Origin of the sequence: Streptomyces sp. NPDC101151, from assembly GCF_044768335.1 — a bacterium.
GTDB lineage: Bacteria > Actinomycetota > Actinomycetes > Streptomycetales > Streptomycetaceae > Streptomyces.
Window position 1 is genome coordinate 1 of sequence record NZ_JBIWPP010000072.1, and the last position, 16,467, is coordinate 16,467.

Annotated in this window: 12 protein-coding genes and 2 pseudogenes; 5 read left to right on the plus strand and 9 right to left on the minus strand. The window is 69.2% G+C overall.

Features of this window, described 5'->3' with window-relative positions; translation table 11 throughout:
• Positions 1–394: 394 nt before the first annotated feature.
• Complete coding sequence (locus ACIRU3_RS46005) at positions 395–1,243, minus strand: SDR family oxidoreductase (RefSeq protein WP_404070197.1); 849 nt, start codon at positions 1,241–1,243, stop codon at positions 395–397.
• A 102-nt stretch (positions 1,244–1,345) separates the two neighbouring features.
• Here ACIRU3_RS46005 and ACIRU3_RS46010 point away from each other — a divergent pair, with 102 nt between their 5' ends.
• Positions 1,346–1,807, plus strand: a complete 462-nt coding sequence (locus ACIRU3_RS46010; protein ID WP_404070199.1) for a MarR family winged helix-turn-helix transcriptional regulator — start codon at positions 1,346–1,348, stop codon at positions 1,805–1,807.
• Between the two features lie 195 nt (positions 1,808–2,002).
• Here the strand turns inward: ACIRU3_RS46010 and ACIRU3_RS46015 are convergent, their stop codons facing one another.
• Positions 2,003–2,602: a TetR/AcrR family transcriptional regulator gene (locus ACIRU3_RS46015; protein ID WP_404070201.1), complete on the minus strand. Its 600-nt coding sequence runs from the start codon at positions 2,600–2,602 to the stop codon at positions 2,003–2,005.
• Positions 2,603–2,819: 217 nt separating this feature from the next.
• On the opposite strand from ACIRU3_RS46015, the gene ACIRU3_RS46020 reads away from it, so the two are divergent.
• Positions 2,820–3,455, plus strand: coding sequence for an ATP-binding protein (locus ACIRU3_RS46020; protein WP_404070203.1), 636 nt, complete (start codon positions 2,820–2,822; stop codon positions 3,453–3,455).
• A gap of 224 nt (positions 3,456–3,679) precedes the next feature.
• On the opposite strand, the gene ACIRU3_RS46025 is transcribed toward ACIRU3_RS46020, so the two are convergent.
• The 4 genes from ACIRU3_RS46025 to ACIRU3_RS46040 all read right to left on the minus strand — a co-directional run bounded on the left by ACIRU3_RS46025 (position 3,680) and on the right by ACIRU3_RS46040 (position 9,952).
• Positions 3,680–5,260, minus strand: coding sequence for a hypothetical protein (locus ACIRU3_RS46025; protein WP_404070205.1), 1,581 nt, complete (start codon positions 5,258–5,260; stop codon positions 3,680–3,682).
• Between the two features lie 305 nt (positions 5,261–5,565).
• Positions 5,566–6,354, minus strand: a complete 789-nt coding sequence (locus ACIRU3_RS46030) for a hypothetical protein (protein ID WP_404070207.1) — start codon at positions 6,352–6,354, stop codon at positions 5,566–5,568.
• Positions 6,351–7,991, minus strand: coding sequence for a protein kinase (locus tag ACIRU3_RS46035; protein WP_404070209.1), 1,641 nt, complete (start codon positions 7,989–7,991; stop codon positions 6,351–6,353). Before ACIRU3_RS46035 ends, ACIRU3_RS46030 begins: the two co-directional genes overlap by 4 nt.
• A gap of 272 nt (positions 7,992–8,263) precedes the next feature.
• Positions 8,264–9,952, minus strand: a complete 1,689-nt coding sequence (locus tag ACIRU3_RS46040) for a hypothetical protein (protein ID WP_404070211.1) — start codon at positions 9,950–9,952, stop codon at positions 8,264–8,266.
• A gap of 514 nt (positions 9,953–10,466) precedes the next feature.
• Between ACIRU3_RS46040 and ACIRU3_RS46045 the strand changes: the two genes are divergently transcribed.
• Entirely contained in the window at positions 10,467–11,798 is a 1,332-nt protein-coding gene (locus ACIRU3_RS46045; protein WP_404070213.1) for a cytochrome P450, read from the plus strand.
• 119 nt (positions 11,799–11,917) lie between these two features.
• Here ACIRU3_RS46045 and ACIRU3_RS46050 read toward each other — a convergent pair whose 3' ends face one another.
• Complete coding sequence (locus ACIRU3_RS46050; RefSeq protein ID WP_404070215.1) at positions 11,918–13,543, minus strand: S1 RNA-binding domain-containing protein; 1,626 nt, start codon at positions 13,541–13,543, stop codon at positions 11,918–11,920.
• A gap of 158 nt (positions 13,544–13,701) precedes the next feature.
• Complete coding sequence (locus tag ACIRU3_RS46055; RefSeq protein ID WP_404070217.1) at positions 13,702–14,496, minus strand: SDR family NAD(P)-dependent oxidoreductase; 795 nt, start codon at positions 14,494–14,496, stop codon at positions 13,702–13,704.
• 306 nt (positions 14,497–14,802) lie between these two features.
• Between ACIRU3_RS46055 and ACIRU3_RS46060 the strand changes: the two are divergent.
• Positions 14,803–14,918 (plus strand): annotated as a pseudogene (locus tag ACIRU3_RS46060) (IS5/IS1182 family transposase); the annotation flags it as partial.
• A 264-nt stretch (positions 14,919–15,182) separates the two neighbouring features.
• The gene (locus tag ACIRU3_RS46065; protein WP_404070219.1) at positions 15,183–16,082 is read left to right on the plus strand and encodes an NADP-dependent oxidoreductase; all 900 of its coding nucleotides are present in this window, start codon (positions 15,183–15,185) and stop codon (positions 16,080–16,082) included.
• 109 nt (positions 16,083–16,191) lie between these two features.
• Here the strand turns inward: ACIRU3_RS46065 and ACIRU3_RS46070 are convergent.
• Positions 16,192–16,374: pseudogene (locus ACIRU3_RS46070) on the minus strand (hypothetical protein); the annotation flags it as partial.
• Positions 16,375–16,467 lie beyond the last annotated feature (93 nt).

A 16,467-nucleotide genomic window follows, 5' to 3' on the forward strand; every position in this document is an offset into this window, starting at 1 on the left:
TAACTCAGACACGCGCGAAGACACCCAACCCACCCCCTGGGACCCCTACCCAGGAACCCACGCCCGAGACCTAAAACAACGGCATTGCCCCTAGGCCCCCCTAGGCCACCGCCCGGACGTCCCCATCTCAGCCCCTCCGGAGCCGAACACACCTTGGTAGCGCCACCGCCACCGCCATCGCTGACGGCGGCGGTGAACCTGCGTGACCTGCCGGCGGTGGTTCAGCCGTGGCGGCCCTGGTGCGCCAGAAGAACGCGCCGCAGCCCGTGATGGCACCGGGGACGGTCGTGACGATGAGGTCGGTGCCGGCGCCCCGGACCCGGGTGTCGGCACGGCCCGAGGGGGCGGCACCTGTGCGGGGTGCCGCCCCCTCGACGAGTGGGTGCAGGTCAGGTCAGGCGACCCAGCCGCTGGTCAGGCCGAGGACCGCGGAGCCGTCCAGGTCGGTGAGCTTGGTGCCCACGAAGCCGCGGGCCCAGTCGGAGGTCTGGAGGCGGAAGGCGGGCTCGTCCGCGGTCAGCGCCTCGATCACCGATTCGGCAGCGCCCTCGGCGGTCTGCGCGCCGTCGAGGAACTGCGCGACCGTGCGGTTCACGTAGGCGTTCAGCTGCGGCGCGTAGACCCCGGCGCCGGCGACGGCTTCCTCCAGGTCGACGCCCACGTTGGCGACGAACTCGGTGGCCACGGCGCCGGGCTCGATCACGGAGACGGACACGCCGTGCGCCGCGGCCACGGGGGCCAGGCTCTCCATGTATCCCTCGACAGCGAACTTGGCCGCGCAGTAGGCCTCGTTGAAGGGCTGTCCGATGACGCCGCCGACGCTCGTGACGGTGATCAGACGCCCGCCGGAGGCGCGCAGGTGGGGCATGGCCGCCTTGGAGACGCTGAGCACGCCGAAGAAGTTGACCTCCATGACCTTGCGGACCTCGTCCACGGACTCGTTCTCCAGGGTGCCCAGGTGTCCGGCGCCCGCGTTGTTGACGACGGCGTCGAGGTGTCCGTAGTCGGCGAGGACGCCGTCGATCGCGGACGTGATCGATGCCTCGTCGGTGACGTCGAGCCGGCGGATGTCGAGCTCCACGCCTGCCTCGGCGGCCGCCTTACGGAGGGCGTCGGAGCGACTGGGGTCACGCAGCGTGGCGACTGTCGTCCAGCCGGCGCGTGCGGCGGAGACAGCTGCGGCGAGGCCGATGCCGGAGGAGGTGCCGGTGATGAGGACGACCTTGGAGGACTGGGAAGACATGGGGGAGGCCTTTCGTAGCACGGGATGCCGACGCATTTGAGTGCGTGTACACACACCATAATGCACTTACGTGCGTGTACACGCAACCGCTAAACTGATGGCATGCCGAAGAAGAAGCTCACACAGGCGGAGATGCCCGTGGCCGACCATGCCTTCTATGGGCTGGTCTGGGCCGGGACCGTCCTGACGGACCGCGTGGACCGCGCCCTGAGCAAAGCGCACGACCTTCCGGTCTCCTGGTTCGAGGTGCTGCTCTGGCTGGCCTCCAGCCCCGACCCGGTTCCGGCATCGGTTCTGGGCAACAGCACCATGCTCAGTCGCAGCCAGGTCTCGCGCGTCGTCGACGCCCTCCAGAACCGCGGCCTGGTGACCCGAACCCCCTCGCTCCGCGACGCCCGCTCCATCGAGGTGTCGCTGACCCCCGAGGGGCACCGGCTCTTCGAGGCGGCCGACGCCACCCGCCGCGAGTGTCTCGCCCCTGTCTTCACGGACCTCCTCGACCAGGACGACCTGCAGGCGCTCAGCACGGTGTGGCAGAAGCTCAAGGCCAACAAGGACGCGTAGGTTCTGTCGCCGGGCTCCCGTCCGCCTCGCGGTGGACGACGCGAGTGCGAGCTGAACAGCCGCCTCGTCGACCGGTGGGAGCGCGGAGGGCCTCCGCTCTTAGCGGATGGGCGGGACGGCTCCGGCAACGGACAGACTGGATTTTTCACGCGATCCTCATTACGCCCAACCGTGCAGCGTCATCGCTCGGGACGTCTACTGCGTGGCTTGCCAGCCGGGTTCGAGGCGGTCCAGGAGGGTGTGGAACGCTGCTTCGGCCCGGTCCCAGTCGCCGTTGGCCAGGGGTGCGATGAGAAGGCCAAACGTTGCATCGGCCAGGAGAGCGGCTTCCGTCTGGGCCCGTTCCTCTGTCATGCCCAGATCATGGAAGATGGAGGTGAGCAGGCTCGTCCATTCGGTGAGGACATTGCGCATGACGGGCCCGTACCGGTCCGGGTGGAGCAGGCTGGCGGTCATGACCTCGAGGTAGAGCGGAAGTACGGCGCTCATGTCGGGGGAGCTGAACTGGCGCCAGATTTCCTCGAAGAGCCGCCGGAGCCCTGCCGCGTCCTCAGGTGGTCCAAGACTGTCGAGCACGGTCCGGGCCCGCAGGAGCGGTCGTCTCTCGTCCAGGGCCAGTGCCTCGGCGATCATGCGTTCCTTGGTGCCGAAGTAGTACAGGAGCATGCGGTCGCTGGTGCCGACAGCCCGGGCCAGCGGACGTAGGGACAAGTCCGCCAAGCCGTTGTGGATCACGTACTCACGCACCTGGTTCAGCAGGTTGCGTCGCTTGGCCGGATCGGGCGGGCGCGGCATGGAGGCTCCTGGCTGCTGTTACGCGGGGCGACACATATCCCATACATCTGGTTTGTGGATATTTGCCCCACTCTTTACTGAAACGGGTGCTTCATGTATCTTATGAGTGTAGCGAGTGCTACATGAACCGGGCCGGCGTCGGCCCGGGGGTGGTCGGCGGCGGACCTCCTCCCCCCGCCCGCAACGGCTGCCAGCAGTTCAGAAGGGACTGATTCCCATGGCCTTCCAGGCCATCGGCCCCACCGCGACCTCTCGCAGGGAGTGCATTGCCCGGCTCTACCGCCGCTGGCAGGAAAGGGCGGAACGGAAGTCCGATCCGCACAGCACTCCGGGAAACGAGCACTCACCGCAGGCGGCACGCATCTCGTGGTTCGCCCGGCAGAGGGCTCTGTGGTCGCGCTCCTATGCGCCCCTGCGACCGTTTGACGCCCCCCGCGCCCGCGCTACGGCTTGGGACGCCTCCTGGCCCCTGCCCCGGGAGCTGACATCGGTCCGCCGGGCCAGGCGACTGGTCACTGCGCAACTGGAGGAGTGGGCCCTGGAGGACCTGGTCGACACCGCCGAGCTGTTGGCCAGCGAACTGGTCACCAACGCCCTGCGCCACACGCGCGGACCGCTGCGCCTCAACCTGCAGGTGCGCGACTCCCGCCTGCGGTGCGAGGTCGAGGACGCGGATTCCACCGGCCCCGTGCGTGTTGTCGTCGACGCGGACGCGGAAGGAGGGCGCGGTACCGAACTGCTCGATCTGCTCGCCGAGGGCTGGGGCAGCATCCGGACGGCCACGGGCAAGACCACATGGTTCGAACTGCCGGCGAAGGCGCCTTCGGCAGAAGACTCATTCGGTTCCCACTGATCCGAGAGAGACCATTCTCGCCGTCGACGAGGTTGGCGGCGAGAACGGTACTTGGGGCGAGGGCGAGAGGGGCTGGTGCCGACCGCGCATACGGGGCGCCGATCACCAGCCGCGCCCGTGCCCGACACGCGTGCCCGTGCCCGTGCCCGTGCCCGAACCCACGCCCGGCACTCGCATCCGGACCACAGCCCCCCGCCTGCTGCCGATCGCTCTGTGTCGACTGCTCAGTTGCCGTCGTGGACGGTGGCGAGTCCGTTGAATGCGCCGATGTAGGCAGTTCCGTCGGGGCCGATGGTGATGGGGGCCCAGTTGTTGTCGTAGTTGATGCCGGTACCGACGAGCTGCTTGAAACGAGTGCGACCGGTGCGGAAATCGACGGCGGTCAGGTACCAGGCGTCGATACCCAGCGGATTCGGGTCCTTCGTGTACAGGTACAGCAGACCGTTGGCGGTGGACAGCTTCGGCACCACGGAAGGCGACCGCTCGCTGCTCTCCCACGCGGTGTCGCAGCCGCTGCCGTCCTGGCGTACGTCGATCCTGGTGACCCCGCCGACGACGCTGCGCCCGAAGGTCAGCGACGTGAGGTTCTCGTATCCGTAGTTGTTCTCGACCACGAGACTGTTGCCCCAGCTGATGAGGGAGTTGTCGGTGGTCGAGGCTCCTGAGCGGAAGACGGGTATCTCGCACACGAGTCGTCGGCCGGGAGGAGTGGCGGGGTCGCGCCGGTACACCAGGACGTGCATGCGGTCATCGGCGTTGTCAGTGATCGCGACGTATTGCCCGCCCTCGCCGAAGATGTCCGGCGTGGTGCCGGAGCCCTGGTTGACGGAGCCGGGTTTGGTGCCCGTTCCACGGTCGTAGGTCTCCCGCCAGACCACCTCGGGTATGCCGTCCGCTGTCGCGCGGAAGTCGTACAGGGCGTGGTCGGTGACGATGGAGACGCCGTCCTCGGCGACGGAGAAGGAGTTCTGGATCTCCTCGCCGGTCAGGTGGATCGAGCGGATGGTGCCGGTGGTGGGGTCGACGGTGCCGACGCGGCCTTGCCGGGTGACCCACCAGATCCGGCCGTCCCAGTCAGGCATGACAGAGGTGACGGGGTCGCAGGTTCCGCTGGGATGAAGGTTGGTCCAGGTGACGCAGTCGTGCGGCACGTGGCTGCCGAGGTCCCAGTCGTCGGTGACGGTGAACTCCCAAGTGCCGTCCGGCTTCTGCTCGTGGGCCAGGCGCAGGAGATGCTGGCGGGAGTCTGCGAGCACCAGCCGGTCCCGGTTGTCGAGATAGGAGTAGGCGCCGCCGGAGGTGTCCTTGAAGATCCGGGAGAAGTCCAGGCGCGTGATCGCCTCGATGGTGGACGGTCGTTGCGGCAGCTTGTACTCGGCCAGGGTGGCCAGGGTTTTCGGGTCGAGCAGCTTGACCAGGAAACCCGTGAACGTCCCGCAGACGGTGACGATCCGCCCGTCCCGATCGAAGGTCACGTTCGCGCACTCGCCGCCGAGCGCCGCCATCCGTTCGCTGTCGACCCGGGGTGTGACGCCGAGCGGGCCGGACCAGGGGTAGGTGGCGCTGCCCCAGGCGTCGGCGTGCATACCGCTGCGGCCGTTGGCCGCGAGAAACGGATGCTGAGGGGGTTGCTCGCCGGGGATGGGCCGGGGTGCGGCTGGGGCGCCGTCGTAGGCGTCGACCAGCCTGTGGCCGGGCGCCTTGGGTATCGGGTCGGCCTGCGCGGGTGTAGGCCCGGCGACGGCTGCGGCTGCCGCCAGCGTCAAAGTGACGGCCAGGGCACGGCTGAGCTTCCTGGGGGACATACGGCTCCTCGGGTGCGTACGACAGTGGTCGCGCCGACGGCGACCATAGGAGCGCCCCCGTGAAGAGTCCACGGAAACGTGAGGATTGTTCATGATTCCGCAATGACCAGCACGGGCCCGGCCCGGCCCACCGAGGTGAGCGAACCGAAAGCGGGGTTCCTGGGGCGACTGCACCCCGGGGTCGAGCGCGTACTACGGCGCTGGCCGATTGCTGCCTTCGTGCGACAGCGAGGCAACGTCCTGTTCACTCGGTGACGGCGGCACGGCTGGTACGGCTCTTACGCCTGCGTGTGGCTGGCAGGCAGTCAGGAGCAGTCGTATGTGAGGTGTGTGGCAACCGTACGGTGCGTGGGGGCGAGGATGCGCAGTTCGGCTCGTGCCGTGTAGTGGCCCTTGCCCTGGAAGGTCCACAGGAGGTGCAGCCGTGCCTGCTTCTGACCCCGGCGCACCGTTTCACGCAGAACGCCCGAGGCGGTGCCGTCGCTTCGCTTCCAGCGGTAGGAGAGCGTGCCCGGCCGGCCGTTCGTGGTGACAAGGCCGACGATGTCCGCTGTGCCGTCGCACCGGACATCCGTCGGCCGGGCCGTGACCGCCGCGGTGCGCACCCCGACGGACGGCCCGAGGCGCTGCCAGGCCAGGAACCCGATGACGCAGACCAGCACCAGCGCGGGCAGGGCGTGTCTGCGCAGGCGCCGACGCGGCGGCGCCGGGACCGGTGGCACGGCGGGCAGCGTCCTGTGGGTGCGGTGCGCGACGGCGGCCGTCACTCCGGGGCCGAACCGCAGGACGGTGCCTTCGACACGGTCCGGCCGTGTCGGCGCAGTCGGCGTGATCTGCGTGCCGGTCGGGGCGATGAGTGTGTCGGTCGGCTCGATGACGGTATCGGTTTCGTCGGGTTCGGGCCTCTGGATCCAGTGGCTGGCCAGCACGGTGGCGCTGTACTCGGCATCTACCGGACCGGGTTCGTGGGGACGGGGGCCTTCCCCGGTGGTGGCGAGGTGGACGGTGGGGGCGTGCTCGTCGCCGGGGCCGAGCACGCGGGTGGGCTCGCAGTCCTCGGCAGAAGCGGGGGTGTGGTCGTCGTGAGTGGTCATCGGAGGTCACACTGCCTGGTCAGAAGCTGCTGCGAGGCGCCGCCGTCGGCGGCGGCAGGGGTCGTCGTGGCCTGCACCGCCCAGTAACAGCCCCTGTTCTGGAAGGTGTGGTCGACGGTGAGCGTGTACTGGGTGGCGCCGCTGCGGTCGAAGGTCTGGGATGCACCGTCCTGGGCGCCGAGCGCTCCTGCGACATCGCTGGTGTACCACGAGACGGTGATCGAGACCGGCCCGGTGCCGTCGGTGGTGATGCCGACGACGGCCGTGGCGGTGGACGGACCCGTCTGCCGGAAGGCCGACACTGTGACGTCCTTGACGGCGGGAGCGGCCGGTGCGGTGGGGGAGGGGGGTTCCGGTGTCGAGTCGGAGCTAGCCCCGCCGGAGGGCGTCTCCTCGGAAGGAGCCGTGGTCGCGGACACGGAAGTATCGGTGCCGGGGGTCTCCGTCGTCTGCGGGCCCGAGGGCGACAGGCTGGGGGCGACGGTGGGCGTCGAGGACGGAGACGCATGGGCCGACGGAGTCGGTGCGATGGGCCCCTGCGACGTCACACCGGGCTGGGCGCTGGTGGTGGCCAGGGCCTGCGCTGCCTCCTGCGGAGCCGCTGACGGGGTGGGCTGGGCGCCGTAGGCCAGGAGGATGCCCAGGAGCACGGCCGCAGCGGTCACCAGCATCCCGGGCCGGCCCGGGAGCCACGACCGTGCCCGGCCACGGCCCGGCCCTTGGACCAGGACCGTACGTGCGGTGTCGGTGGTGGTCTGCGGAGCCTTGCGTGCCGAGGGGAGCAGCAGCGGCAGCAGTGCCACCAGCGCGGCGAGCCGACCGCGGCCGCGTTCCTCCCAGTCGGGCCCATAGGCTGCGCCGGCGGCCGCCTCCAGTTCCGATACGAACGCCTCAGCGTGGGTGGGCCGTTCCTCCGGATCCTTGGCCAGACCGCGCCGCACCAGCTCCCGAACCCCTTCGGGGACCTCGTCCACGGGGATGGGTGCGTCGACGTGCTGCAGCGCGAGTTCCGCGAGATTGTCTCCCGAGTACGGCTTGTGGCGCGTCAGGCACTCGAAGAACGTGGCGGTGGCCGCGTACACGTCGGCGGCGGGGGAGGCGGGGGCGCCGGTCCACTGTTCCGGGGCCATGTAGGAGGGGGTGCCAGCGATGCCGACACGGGTGCCGGTGTCCACCGCGATCCCGAAGTCGACGAGTTTGGACGATCCGTCCGGCACGACCAGGACGTTTTCGGGCTTGTAGTCGCGGTGGACGACGCCGATGCGGTGCGCGTCGGCCAGGCCGAGCAGCGATCCCTTGAGGACCACGAGTGCGGCCTCGGGATCCAGCGGACCCTCCCTGGACAGCAGGGTCCGCAACGAGACCCCGTCCACCAGCTCCATCACGATGGCGGCGCCGTCCGGGCTCTCGACATACTCGTACAGCCCGGTGACGTACGCGCTTTCCAGACCGCCGAGCAGCCGTGCCTCGGCCCTGAACTCGGACACGAAGCCCGGCCGGGTGCGCAGTGACTCACTCAGATACTTCACCGCGACCGGAACGCCGGTCTCCTCGTGCACGGCCAGTACGACCCGTCCACTCGCCCCCGAGCCGAGTTCCAGCGACTCGGTGTACCCGGGCACTGCCCATACGCCCATTCCGTCCCCCCAGATCCGCCGTGCCACCGAAATCCCACTTGCTCCGAAGCTTCGGGCACGCGCTGAAAGACATATTTTCGGCCACTGCGGTTGCGGTGCGGCGCCGACGGTGTCACGGGTTGACCACTGCGGGCGGAGAGACGGGGAGCACCGAGCACCTCGGGCTTCTCGCCGCATTCGGGACGCGTGCCGACCGGTGGACGACCGCGAACTCGGCGAGCGGGTTCACCCCGCCGCCTGGCCGGCCAGGCCCCGTCTCAGGGGTCGGGCTCTCAGTGCTCCGTCGCGCAGCAGCCGTCGGTGCCGGCGGTGTCCGACACGGCTTCCAGGCGGCAGAAGCAGGACGCCTCGACCGGTACGTCCGCCATCGCGGCGGCGATCTTGAGCTGCTGGGCCACGATCTGTGCCTCGCCGGTCTTGCCCAGACGGAGGAGGCACTCGTGGAGCCCGTGCAGGGACCACACGTTGCCGGGGTGCTGCAGCGGGCGGGGAAGCGTGTCGTCGAGTCCGAGATCCGCCCGGTAGACGGCTTCGGCTTCCGCGACGCGCCCCTGCTCCAGGAGCAGGGCACCGTAGGCGTGCCGGGTCGGCTGCATCCATCCCCACGGCTCGTCGTAGGGCAGGTTGTCGTCCAGGTCGATCGACCGCTCGAGCGCTGCGAAGGCGGCGTCGTAGTCGCCCTTGCGGTACTCGAGTTCACCGTCGAGCATCGCCGACGCGATCGCGAGGATGTCGGCGCAGGTGTTGTTGAAGAGCATCCGCGTCGCCTGCACCCGGCCGGCCGCCTCCCGGAACCGTCCGCGTTCCGTCTCGGCCTCGGCGATCCGGCCGGTTGCCGACAGGGCGACGCCGCGGGCGTAATGCAGCATGGCCGTGGTCACGCTGTAGAGGTCCGGGTCGGCGGGCATGGGCGTGCGCAGGATGTCGGCCCAGCGGCCGAAGCGGATCAGCGCATGCACCCGCATGGCGAGGAAGGCCTCCAGCCAGTCGGCCATGGGCGGGCTCTGCACCCGCAGCAGTTCCTCCGGGATGGACATCTCGAGCTGGGCGGCGGTGTCGAGGGCTGTCCGGGCCTGGCCCAGGAACATCGCGCCGTAGATCTTGAAGTGGTAGTTGTGCGATCGGTACAGGGTGTAGAAGTTCATGGCACCGGCCCGCGCGTGGAACTTCTCGTCGGCGACGATCGCCGCGCTGTTGTCGGACACCACGCGACGGTAGTCGCCGCAGAGCACGTCCAGGTGCGAGGGCATGTGCTGCAGGTGGCCGGCGTCGGGCACCAGGCCGCGCAGCCGGTCGGCGACGGGCAGGGCCGCCTCGGGAGTCGGGGACATCTCCATCAGGTGGATGTACATGTGCAGGACGCCCGGGTGCCCCGCCCCGGCGTCCGTAGCCAGCGCACGGTCGAGGACGGCCTTGGCCTCCAGTGTGCGCGCGTCCTCGGCCGGTGTCCCGGTGCGCAGGTTCCACAGCTGCCAGGGGGTGAGATTCATCAGCGCGTCGGCGTGGAGGGTGGCGATGTCCAGGTCGTCCGGGGCGAGTTCGTAGACGGCACGCATTTTGTCGGCGTACGGCGCGTTCCACACCGAGCAGTCCTCGACGGTCTGCGCCTGCGGGTAGCGGGCGCGCAACGCATCGATCAGAGCGCGTTCGACGGGCGTCGCGGCGGCCGCCTTCTGGTGGGCGAGTTCGACTGCGGCGTGAGTGCGCTCGACGGTCCGAGCGAGGTCCTGCTCGTCGAAGAACTCCCACGGCTTGTTGTAGTTGGGCCCGAGCGCGTAGGCGATGCCCCAGTAGGCCATGGCGCAGTCAGGATCGGCCGCGGCGGCGGCTTCGAAACAGGAGACGGCTTCCTCGTGGTGGAACGCGTACGTCCAGACCAGCCCGCGGTCGAACCATGTCTGGGCCTCGGGGGACGAGGTCGTGACCGGGCGGTTGTGGGTGCCGAGGTCGTAGTACTCCATGTGTGCCTCCCGACGTCGCGACTCCCCGGCTGGAGGACAGGGACCGGCGTCCCTGGGTGGAGTTCTCGCCAGGCCGAGGCCGTGGTTCCCCGGCCGGGGCCGACGCCCGAGATCCCCTGTCCCGCAGCCTAGCCGTGACCTCGCGGGCGCTGCAGCACCGGCTCGTCAGTTGCCCCCGTGGTTCCCACGGCCCGGGGCGCATGTCCCGGACGTGGGTACGGCCGCCGTCGGACAGAGGCCTGTGGAGGCGGTCATCCAGCGTGTCGGCCGAAAGAGGTACGTGCAGCCCCGTCGAAGCTTTGACGGCATCCGCTTCTCGCAGCCGATCAGCGCCGTCCACAGCGCCTCTGTGCCCGGCCTCGGCTGTGCTGCAGTGCAGGAAGCCGTGATCCGGGCAATGCCGGGACAGCGACCGTACAGAGGCGGACTGTCACCGGATGTTCCCGCTCCCGTACAGTCCGTGGTGCCGACGCTCCCTTACGGCCAAGCCCAGCGGTTGACCAGGAGAAGAACCATGGACACCGAAGCCAGTCTCGGCTCCCTTCCGTCCCCTCCCGGAATGGGTCGGCCGGTCCCCGAAGCCGAGCCCGACCTGGTGGCGCGGTGGCGTTCCGGGGGAGGTGAACTGGTCGAGCTGCTGTCCCAGGTGCGCGAGCGGTTCGGCGGCATCGCCGCGTTCCGCCTCGGTCCCGCCCCCACCGTGCTCGTCACCGACCCGCAGGCGGTCCAGCACGTACTCGCCCGGCACCCGGACCGGTACGTCAAGCGTTCCCACCGCGCCCGGCTGCTGATCGGCGACGGCGTCCTCGCCGCCACCGGTGCCGCGTGGCAGCGTCAACGCCGCTTGCTGCAGTCCCAGTTCACCGGCACCGGGATGCGCCGCTACGAACAACGGATCACCGAGGCCGCCCGGACCACTGCCCGGCGCTGGGCCGGGTACACCCGTACCGGGCAGACCCTCGATGTCGGCCGGGAGATGCGCAGCTTCGCCCTGGACGCCATCTGGCGCTCACTCACCGGGCACCCCCTCGACGACGGGACCGAGCGGGAACTGGCCGCCGTGGCCGCCGTGGCCACCGCCCTTCCGACCTTGCCCGCTGATGTCGCCGACGCCCAGGATGCCGTTGCCGCCGATCTCGCCCGGATCGATGCGGTCGCCGGGCACGCCATCGAGGCCGCCCGTAGGGGGGTGGCGGGCCCCGAAGGCCCTGGCCTGCTCCACATCCTGATCGACGCCGCCACCGAGCACCCCGAGTACACGGACCGGCTGATCCGCGACGAACTGGTCACGTTGCTCGTGGCCGGGCACGAGACCACGGCCACCACCCTGACCTGGCTCTACCTGCTCCTCGACCGGCATCCCGCGGCCCGCGAACAAGCCCTCGCCGCCGGCGGCGAAGGCTCACCCGAGCGCCGTCAGGCCATCCAGGCCCTGGTCCACGAGACGCTTCGGCTCTACCCGTCCGCCTGGATCCTGCCCCGTCATGCCACCGAGGGCGACACCCTCGCCGGCTACACGATCGAGGCGGGCGCCGACATCCTGGTCTGTCCGTACCTCACGCACCGCGATCCCGAACTGTGGCCAGACCCGGAGCACTTCGACCCCCGGCGCTTCATCGCCCCGGACGGGCGGCCCACCCACCCGGGCGCCTACTTCCCGTTCGGCATCGGTCCCCGAGCCTGCCTCGGTCTGCAATTCGCGCTCCGCGAATCGACCGTCCTCCTCGAACACCTGCTGCCGGTCCACACCCTGGCCTTCCACTCCACCCCCACGAAGGCGGTGTACGGCATCACCGTCCGCCCTGACGGCCCCACCCCCGCGACCCTGGAGCCGCCACTCAGCTGAGGCGGGCCGTGCCGGTCCGCTGGAGGACGGCTCCGCTGTACCCGCGGCGGACCACGAAGCCGACGGCAGCCGTCGAGCCGGCATGACCCGTCATCCCGCGGAGCCGACCACCCGGCTGGTCAAGGCCCTTCGTGCGCGAGAGCCTGCAGGTGGGAGAGGGCGATTCGTCGGCGGGTGAGGTCGACGCCGAGAATCTTCACTGCGAGAGGGTCGCCGACCTGGATCACATGCTCGGGGCTGGCGACGGATTCCCTGGACAACTCGGTGGTGTCCACGAGTCCTTCGAAGCCATCCTCCCGGTCTTCGATACGGACGAAGACGCCGAACGGCACGAGTCTGGTCACAACACCGGTCACGACCTGGCCGACCTGCTGGATGAACAGCGGCATCGGGTCCTCCTGCAGTGCCTTCAAGGACAGCGCCACACGCTCGCGCACCATGTCGACGTCGAGGATCTCGGCCGAGACCTCCTGCCCGACGGTGACGACGTCGGACGGGTGACTGATCTGCCTCCAGGACAGCTCCGGAATGTTGATCATTGCGATGAAGCCGCCGATGTCCACGAAAGTGACGCCGAAGCTCGCGATAACCGTGACCACGCCGTTGACGATCTGCCCGCGACGAAGAGTCTTCAGGAAGGCCCAGTCCCGGTCGCTGGGTGTCTGCTCGGTCCTCCACCGGGCCCGCAGAACACCGTCACTGTCGGGCATCACAGCGGTGAACAGTGGGTGACGTGAGTCAATGTCCAGGGGCAGGGCGGCAGCGGCCCGGGCACTCCGCACCTGGGCGTTCAGTGCCGGGTACTCGGTTTCGTCGACGATCGTGCTGGTGATCGCCCCGTTCCCGTCCTCCCAGACGAACTCCACCGGGCCTTCGTCGGGGAGCGCGGCGAGAACTGCCTCTACGTCGGGGGACAGGTCCGGCCAGACGGTCAGCTTGGCACGGGGGGTGAGTCCGGCACGGACCACGTCGAGGGTGTTCTCCGTGAGGCGGTGCCTGCGGGAGGCGTTGTCGACATACTCCTCCTCCAGTATGGCTGCGTGTCGCATGCCGATGGACCAGCGCAAACGGGCCCAGAAATACTCGTCGGCGGGTCGCTGTTCGCCGGGCTCGACGTAGTCCGTATCGGCATCGTGGGGCGATGCCTGCAATCGTTCCGGGAAGAGCCCGAGCGCCCGGGTGTGTGCAAGAGCGCTCTCGCAGGGCTTGTCGCTGCTGACGTAGACGTACTGGTCCCACCCGACATGGACGGCGAAGGCGTCCTCGACTTCCAGGCGGCACCAGGCGCCGTTGTCGCGGAGCATGGCCCGGATCAGCTCCAGACCGATGGAGATGGACACCTCCGCGCCGTCGTGGAACCCGCTGAGATCGGGTGGGAAGAGCCCGTCCAGGCCGTGGCCCTCGATCGCCGGCTCCAGGCCGAAGTGACCATAGCCGGCGATATGCGGTTCGCGAATGGTCAAGTGGTCGATACCGGTGGCCGCGGCGAAGGCAGCGACAGCCTGCAAGTAGGCCGATTCCACCGGCCCATGGTCGCTGGTCGACTCCTCAACGCCGATGTAGCTGCCGTGCTCGTCACGGTCGGCGGGGTCGTACTTGGTGATCCGGTAGACGAAAGGCGGCACACTGCTCCCCGAGGTCGTGGACGATGCCCGCTCAGCGTCGATCTCGTGATCGGGAGCGTAGGGCGGGCTGGGCCGGCGCATCACCACCCGATCCGCCTTGCCGCCTACGACGATGGCCACCGAGATCACCTCATGCAAGCGGGTTACCACGCCGCATCAGGCCCGATGCGGTACTTCGCAGCATCCGGTACGCGCGGACGGCGGCTGCGGAGTCCCTGCACCCACGTGACCGGCACGGATGCGGATCGACAGCGGCGCGAGGGCCTGATCTCAGTCGATCACAACGTCTTGACCTGGCCGCCGTCGATGGTGAACTCGGCTCCCGTGATGTTGCCGGCGAGCGGCGAGGCGAGGAAGAGAACCAGATCGGCGACTTCGTGAGCCTCGGTGACCCGACCGGTGGAGATGCCCATGCTCTGCGGCACGACGACATCGAGGGCTTCCTGCGCGGTTGTGCCGGCCTGGGCTGCCGTGGCATCGGCGAAGGCGCCCGGAGCGGTCCAGAAGGGAGTGCGGACCGGTCCTGGGGCGATGGCGTTGACCCGGACACCTCGGGGTGCGAACTCCTCGGACAGTGACTTGGTCAGACTGGTCAGCGCTGCCTTGGCCGCGGAGTAGTCCACGACCATGGGGAAGGGCAGGCGCGCGTTGATGGAACTGATGTTGACGATGGAACCCTCGCCCGCGTTCAGCAGGTGTGGTAGCGCCGCGCGGCTGGCCCGGACGGCACTGAACAGGGTTACGTTGAAGATCCGTTGCCACTCGGCGTCGTCGATGTCCAGGAAGCTCGGACGGGGCGTCGCGGCACCGAGAGCGTTGACCAGGATGTCGACCCTGCCGTACTCGTCCACCGTGTGCCGGACGAGTGTGTCCGGTCCGTCTGTGGTGGAGAGGTCCACCGGCACTGCGGTGAGTCCGTACTTCTCATGGAGCTCTTCGAGCTCGGGAGTGATGTTCCGGCTGCCGGAGACGACATGTGCGCCCTCACGGAGGAAGGCGTCGGCGATGGCGAGGCCGATGCCCTTGCTTGCTCCGGTGACGACAGCGACCTTGTCTTTGAGCTGGAGGTCCATGTCGCTCCTTTTCTGGCTTGATCACCGCATATGTCGAGGGTACGCGGAAGTGGCGCCGCCGGCTCAGCTGAGCATGGGTCCCGATCGCCTGGTCATCCCTCACCCGCCCACCGCAGAGTCCTGCCCTTCACCCCAAGGCTGAGCCGCCAACTGCGGCGCCGGGCAAACGGACAGCCGCGCACCCCCGGAGCACCCTCGCTGAGTGTGGCCGGCTGTCACTGAACGTCATGCCGGGGTCGATTCGCTCGAACTGCCTACTCTTGCAACGGCTGACACAATGAGGTGGACGGGCAGTGATCGCCGTGTCTGAGGCGGGAGTTGAGCGTTCGGTTCGATGTGGGGACGTCGCCGTGGATCGTGTCGGATGAGCTGTGGGCCGCCTGGAGCCGCTGCTGCAGCAGCGTGAGCGGCACTTTCGCTACTCGAACACGATGACGTACGCCCCGAAGTGATCCTAGGCCCAGGTGCAGATCTATTCCACGATTGGCCCAGTCAGTCACTCTTCAAATGGACCACATGTCCGGGTCACTGGCTGCATAGGCTCGACACCAATGCCGCTGAGACCACAAGCGACCTCTGTAGGGGATCCCGAGGTCGACACTGGTTCCCCTGTGGGTTTCCGGCCCGTACCTCCCGGTCGGCCGGACTGAGTGAGAGGACAAAGATCTGCTGTGAAGGCGTGCGGAGTGTCCGGGGCCGACAAGGAAGTCGCCCTGCTGGAGTTGCCCGAACCGTCATCTCCCGGGCCCGGTCAGATCCTGGTGGCGGTTGACGCGGCCGGGGTCGGCCCGTGGGACGAACTGCTGATCGGCGCACGCTGGGACGTGGGGCTGCGCCCCCCGGCGGCGCTGGGAGTGGAGGGCGCGGGCAAGGTGCTGGCCGTCGGCGCGGGTGTCACCGGGTTTGCCGTAGGCGACCGGGTGCTCGCACACGAGGCCCCGCTGCCCGGGGGAAGCGGCTTCTGGGCCGAACGCGTTCTGATCAACGCGGATCACACGGCGGCCTGCCCACCCGGGCTGGACGCCGTGCACGCGGCGGCGCTGCCGGTCAACGGACTCACCGCGTTGCAGGCCCTGGAGAAGCTGGACCTCAGCCGAGGACAGCGGCTCCTGATCACCAACGGAGGCGGGGCCACCGGAGCCCTGGCCATCCAGCTCGCCGCGGCCACGGGCATCGAGGTGACCGCGACCGCGTCTGCTGCCGCCGCAGAGCGCCTGCTCGGTCTGGGAGCGATGGAGGTCGTCGACTACCACGACCCGAACTGGTCGGCCAAGGTACGCGGCGGGTTCGACGCCGCCCTCATCATCGCCACCAGCACGGCGGACGCCGCCCTGCCTTTGGTGCGGGACGGCGGCCGACTGTGCTCCCTGACCTCGGACGCGCCTGCGGAGGAACGAGGCATCATGAGTTGGGACCTCTACGTCGAGCCCAATGCCGCGCAGCTTGTCCAGCTGGCGGAGCAGTCCGCCGCGGGAACCTTGAAACTCGCACCGGAACCGCTGCCGCTGAGTGAGGGACCGGCTGCGTTCGCCCGGGTGGTCACCGGACGGGCCGGCGGTAGGAAGATCGTGCTCACCCGAGCATGACCCGACCGGGCACCGCCCGATCCCGATGCCGGGCCACGGTGCCCGCCAGGCGTGATCGAGAAGCCGTCAGGCCGAGGGGGGCGGCCGACGAGGTGCTGGCGAGGTTTGCTCACGCCGGGGCCGCGTCGCGGCCATCACGGCAGGACGTAACCCACACCGCTGACAACGGCCGGCACAATGAGCCGAGTTGTCGATGGGTGATCAGGCAGCAGGCGTGCTCGAGGAGCCCTTCGTGGATGTCAGCCCGTCGTTCCCATCGGATCCGCAGACGTCGAAGGCCGTGCAGCCACGCGGTTGGGTCGGCCGCGCGGCGAGGTGCTCGCCGTGGGGCGAGTCCTGTTCCACGCGGCCTCCCGCCGAACCGGACATGACGGTTTCCCGGTCA

What these genes read in the sequence shown, in the direction of transcription:
- ACIRU3_RS46005 (WP_404070197.1), bottom strand. Translation starts at nt 1,243, where the DNA reads ATGTCTTCCCAGTCCTCCAAGGTCGTCCTCATCACCGGCACCTCCTCC.
- ACIRU3_RS46010 (WP_404070199.1), top strand. Translation starts at nt 1,346, where the DNA reads ATGCCGAAGAAGAAGCTCACACAGGCGGAGATGCCCGTGGCCGACCAT.
- ACIRU3_RS46015 (WP_404070201.1), bottom strand. Translation starts at nt 2,602, where the DNA reads ATGCCGCGCCCGCCCGATCCGGCCAAGCGACGCAACCTGCTGAACCAG.
- ACIRU3_RS46020 (WP_404070203.1), top strand. Translation starts at nt 2,820, where the DNA reads ATGGCCTTCCAGGCCATCGGCCCCACCGCGACCTCTCGCAGGGAGTGC.
- ACIRU3_RS46025 (WP_404070205.1), bottom strand. Translation starts at nt 5,260, where the DNA reads ATGTCCCCCAGGAAGCTCAGCCGTGCCCTGGCCGTCACTTTGACGCTG.
- ACIRU3_RS46030 (WP_404070207.1), bottom strand. Translation starts at nt 6,354, where the DNA reads ATGACCACTCACGACGACCACACCCCCGCTTCTGCCGAGGACTGCGAG.
- ACIRU3_RS46035 (WP_404070209.1), bottom strand. Translation starts at nt 7,991, where the DNA reads ATGGGCGTATGGGCAGTGCCCGGGTACACCGAGTCGCTGGAACTCGGC.
- ACIRU3_RS46040 (WP_404070211.1), bottom strand. Translation starts at nt 9,952, where the DNA reads ATGGAGTACTACGACCTCGGCACCCACAACCGCCCGGTCACGACCTCG.
- ACIRU3_RS46045 (WP_404070213.1), top strand. Translation starts at nt 10,467, where the DNA reads ATGGACACCGAAGCCAGTCTCGGCTCCCTTCCGTCCCCTCCCGGAATG.
- ACIRU3_RS46055 (WP_404070217.1), bottom strand. Translation starts at nt 14,496, where the DNA reads ATGGACCTCCAGCTCAAAGACAAGGTCGCTGTCGTCACCGGAGCAAGC.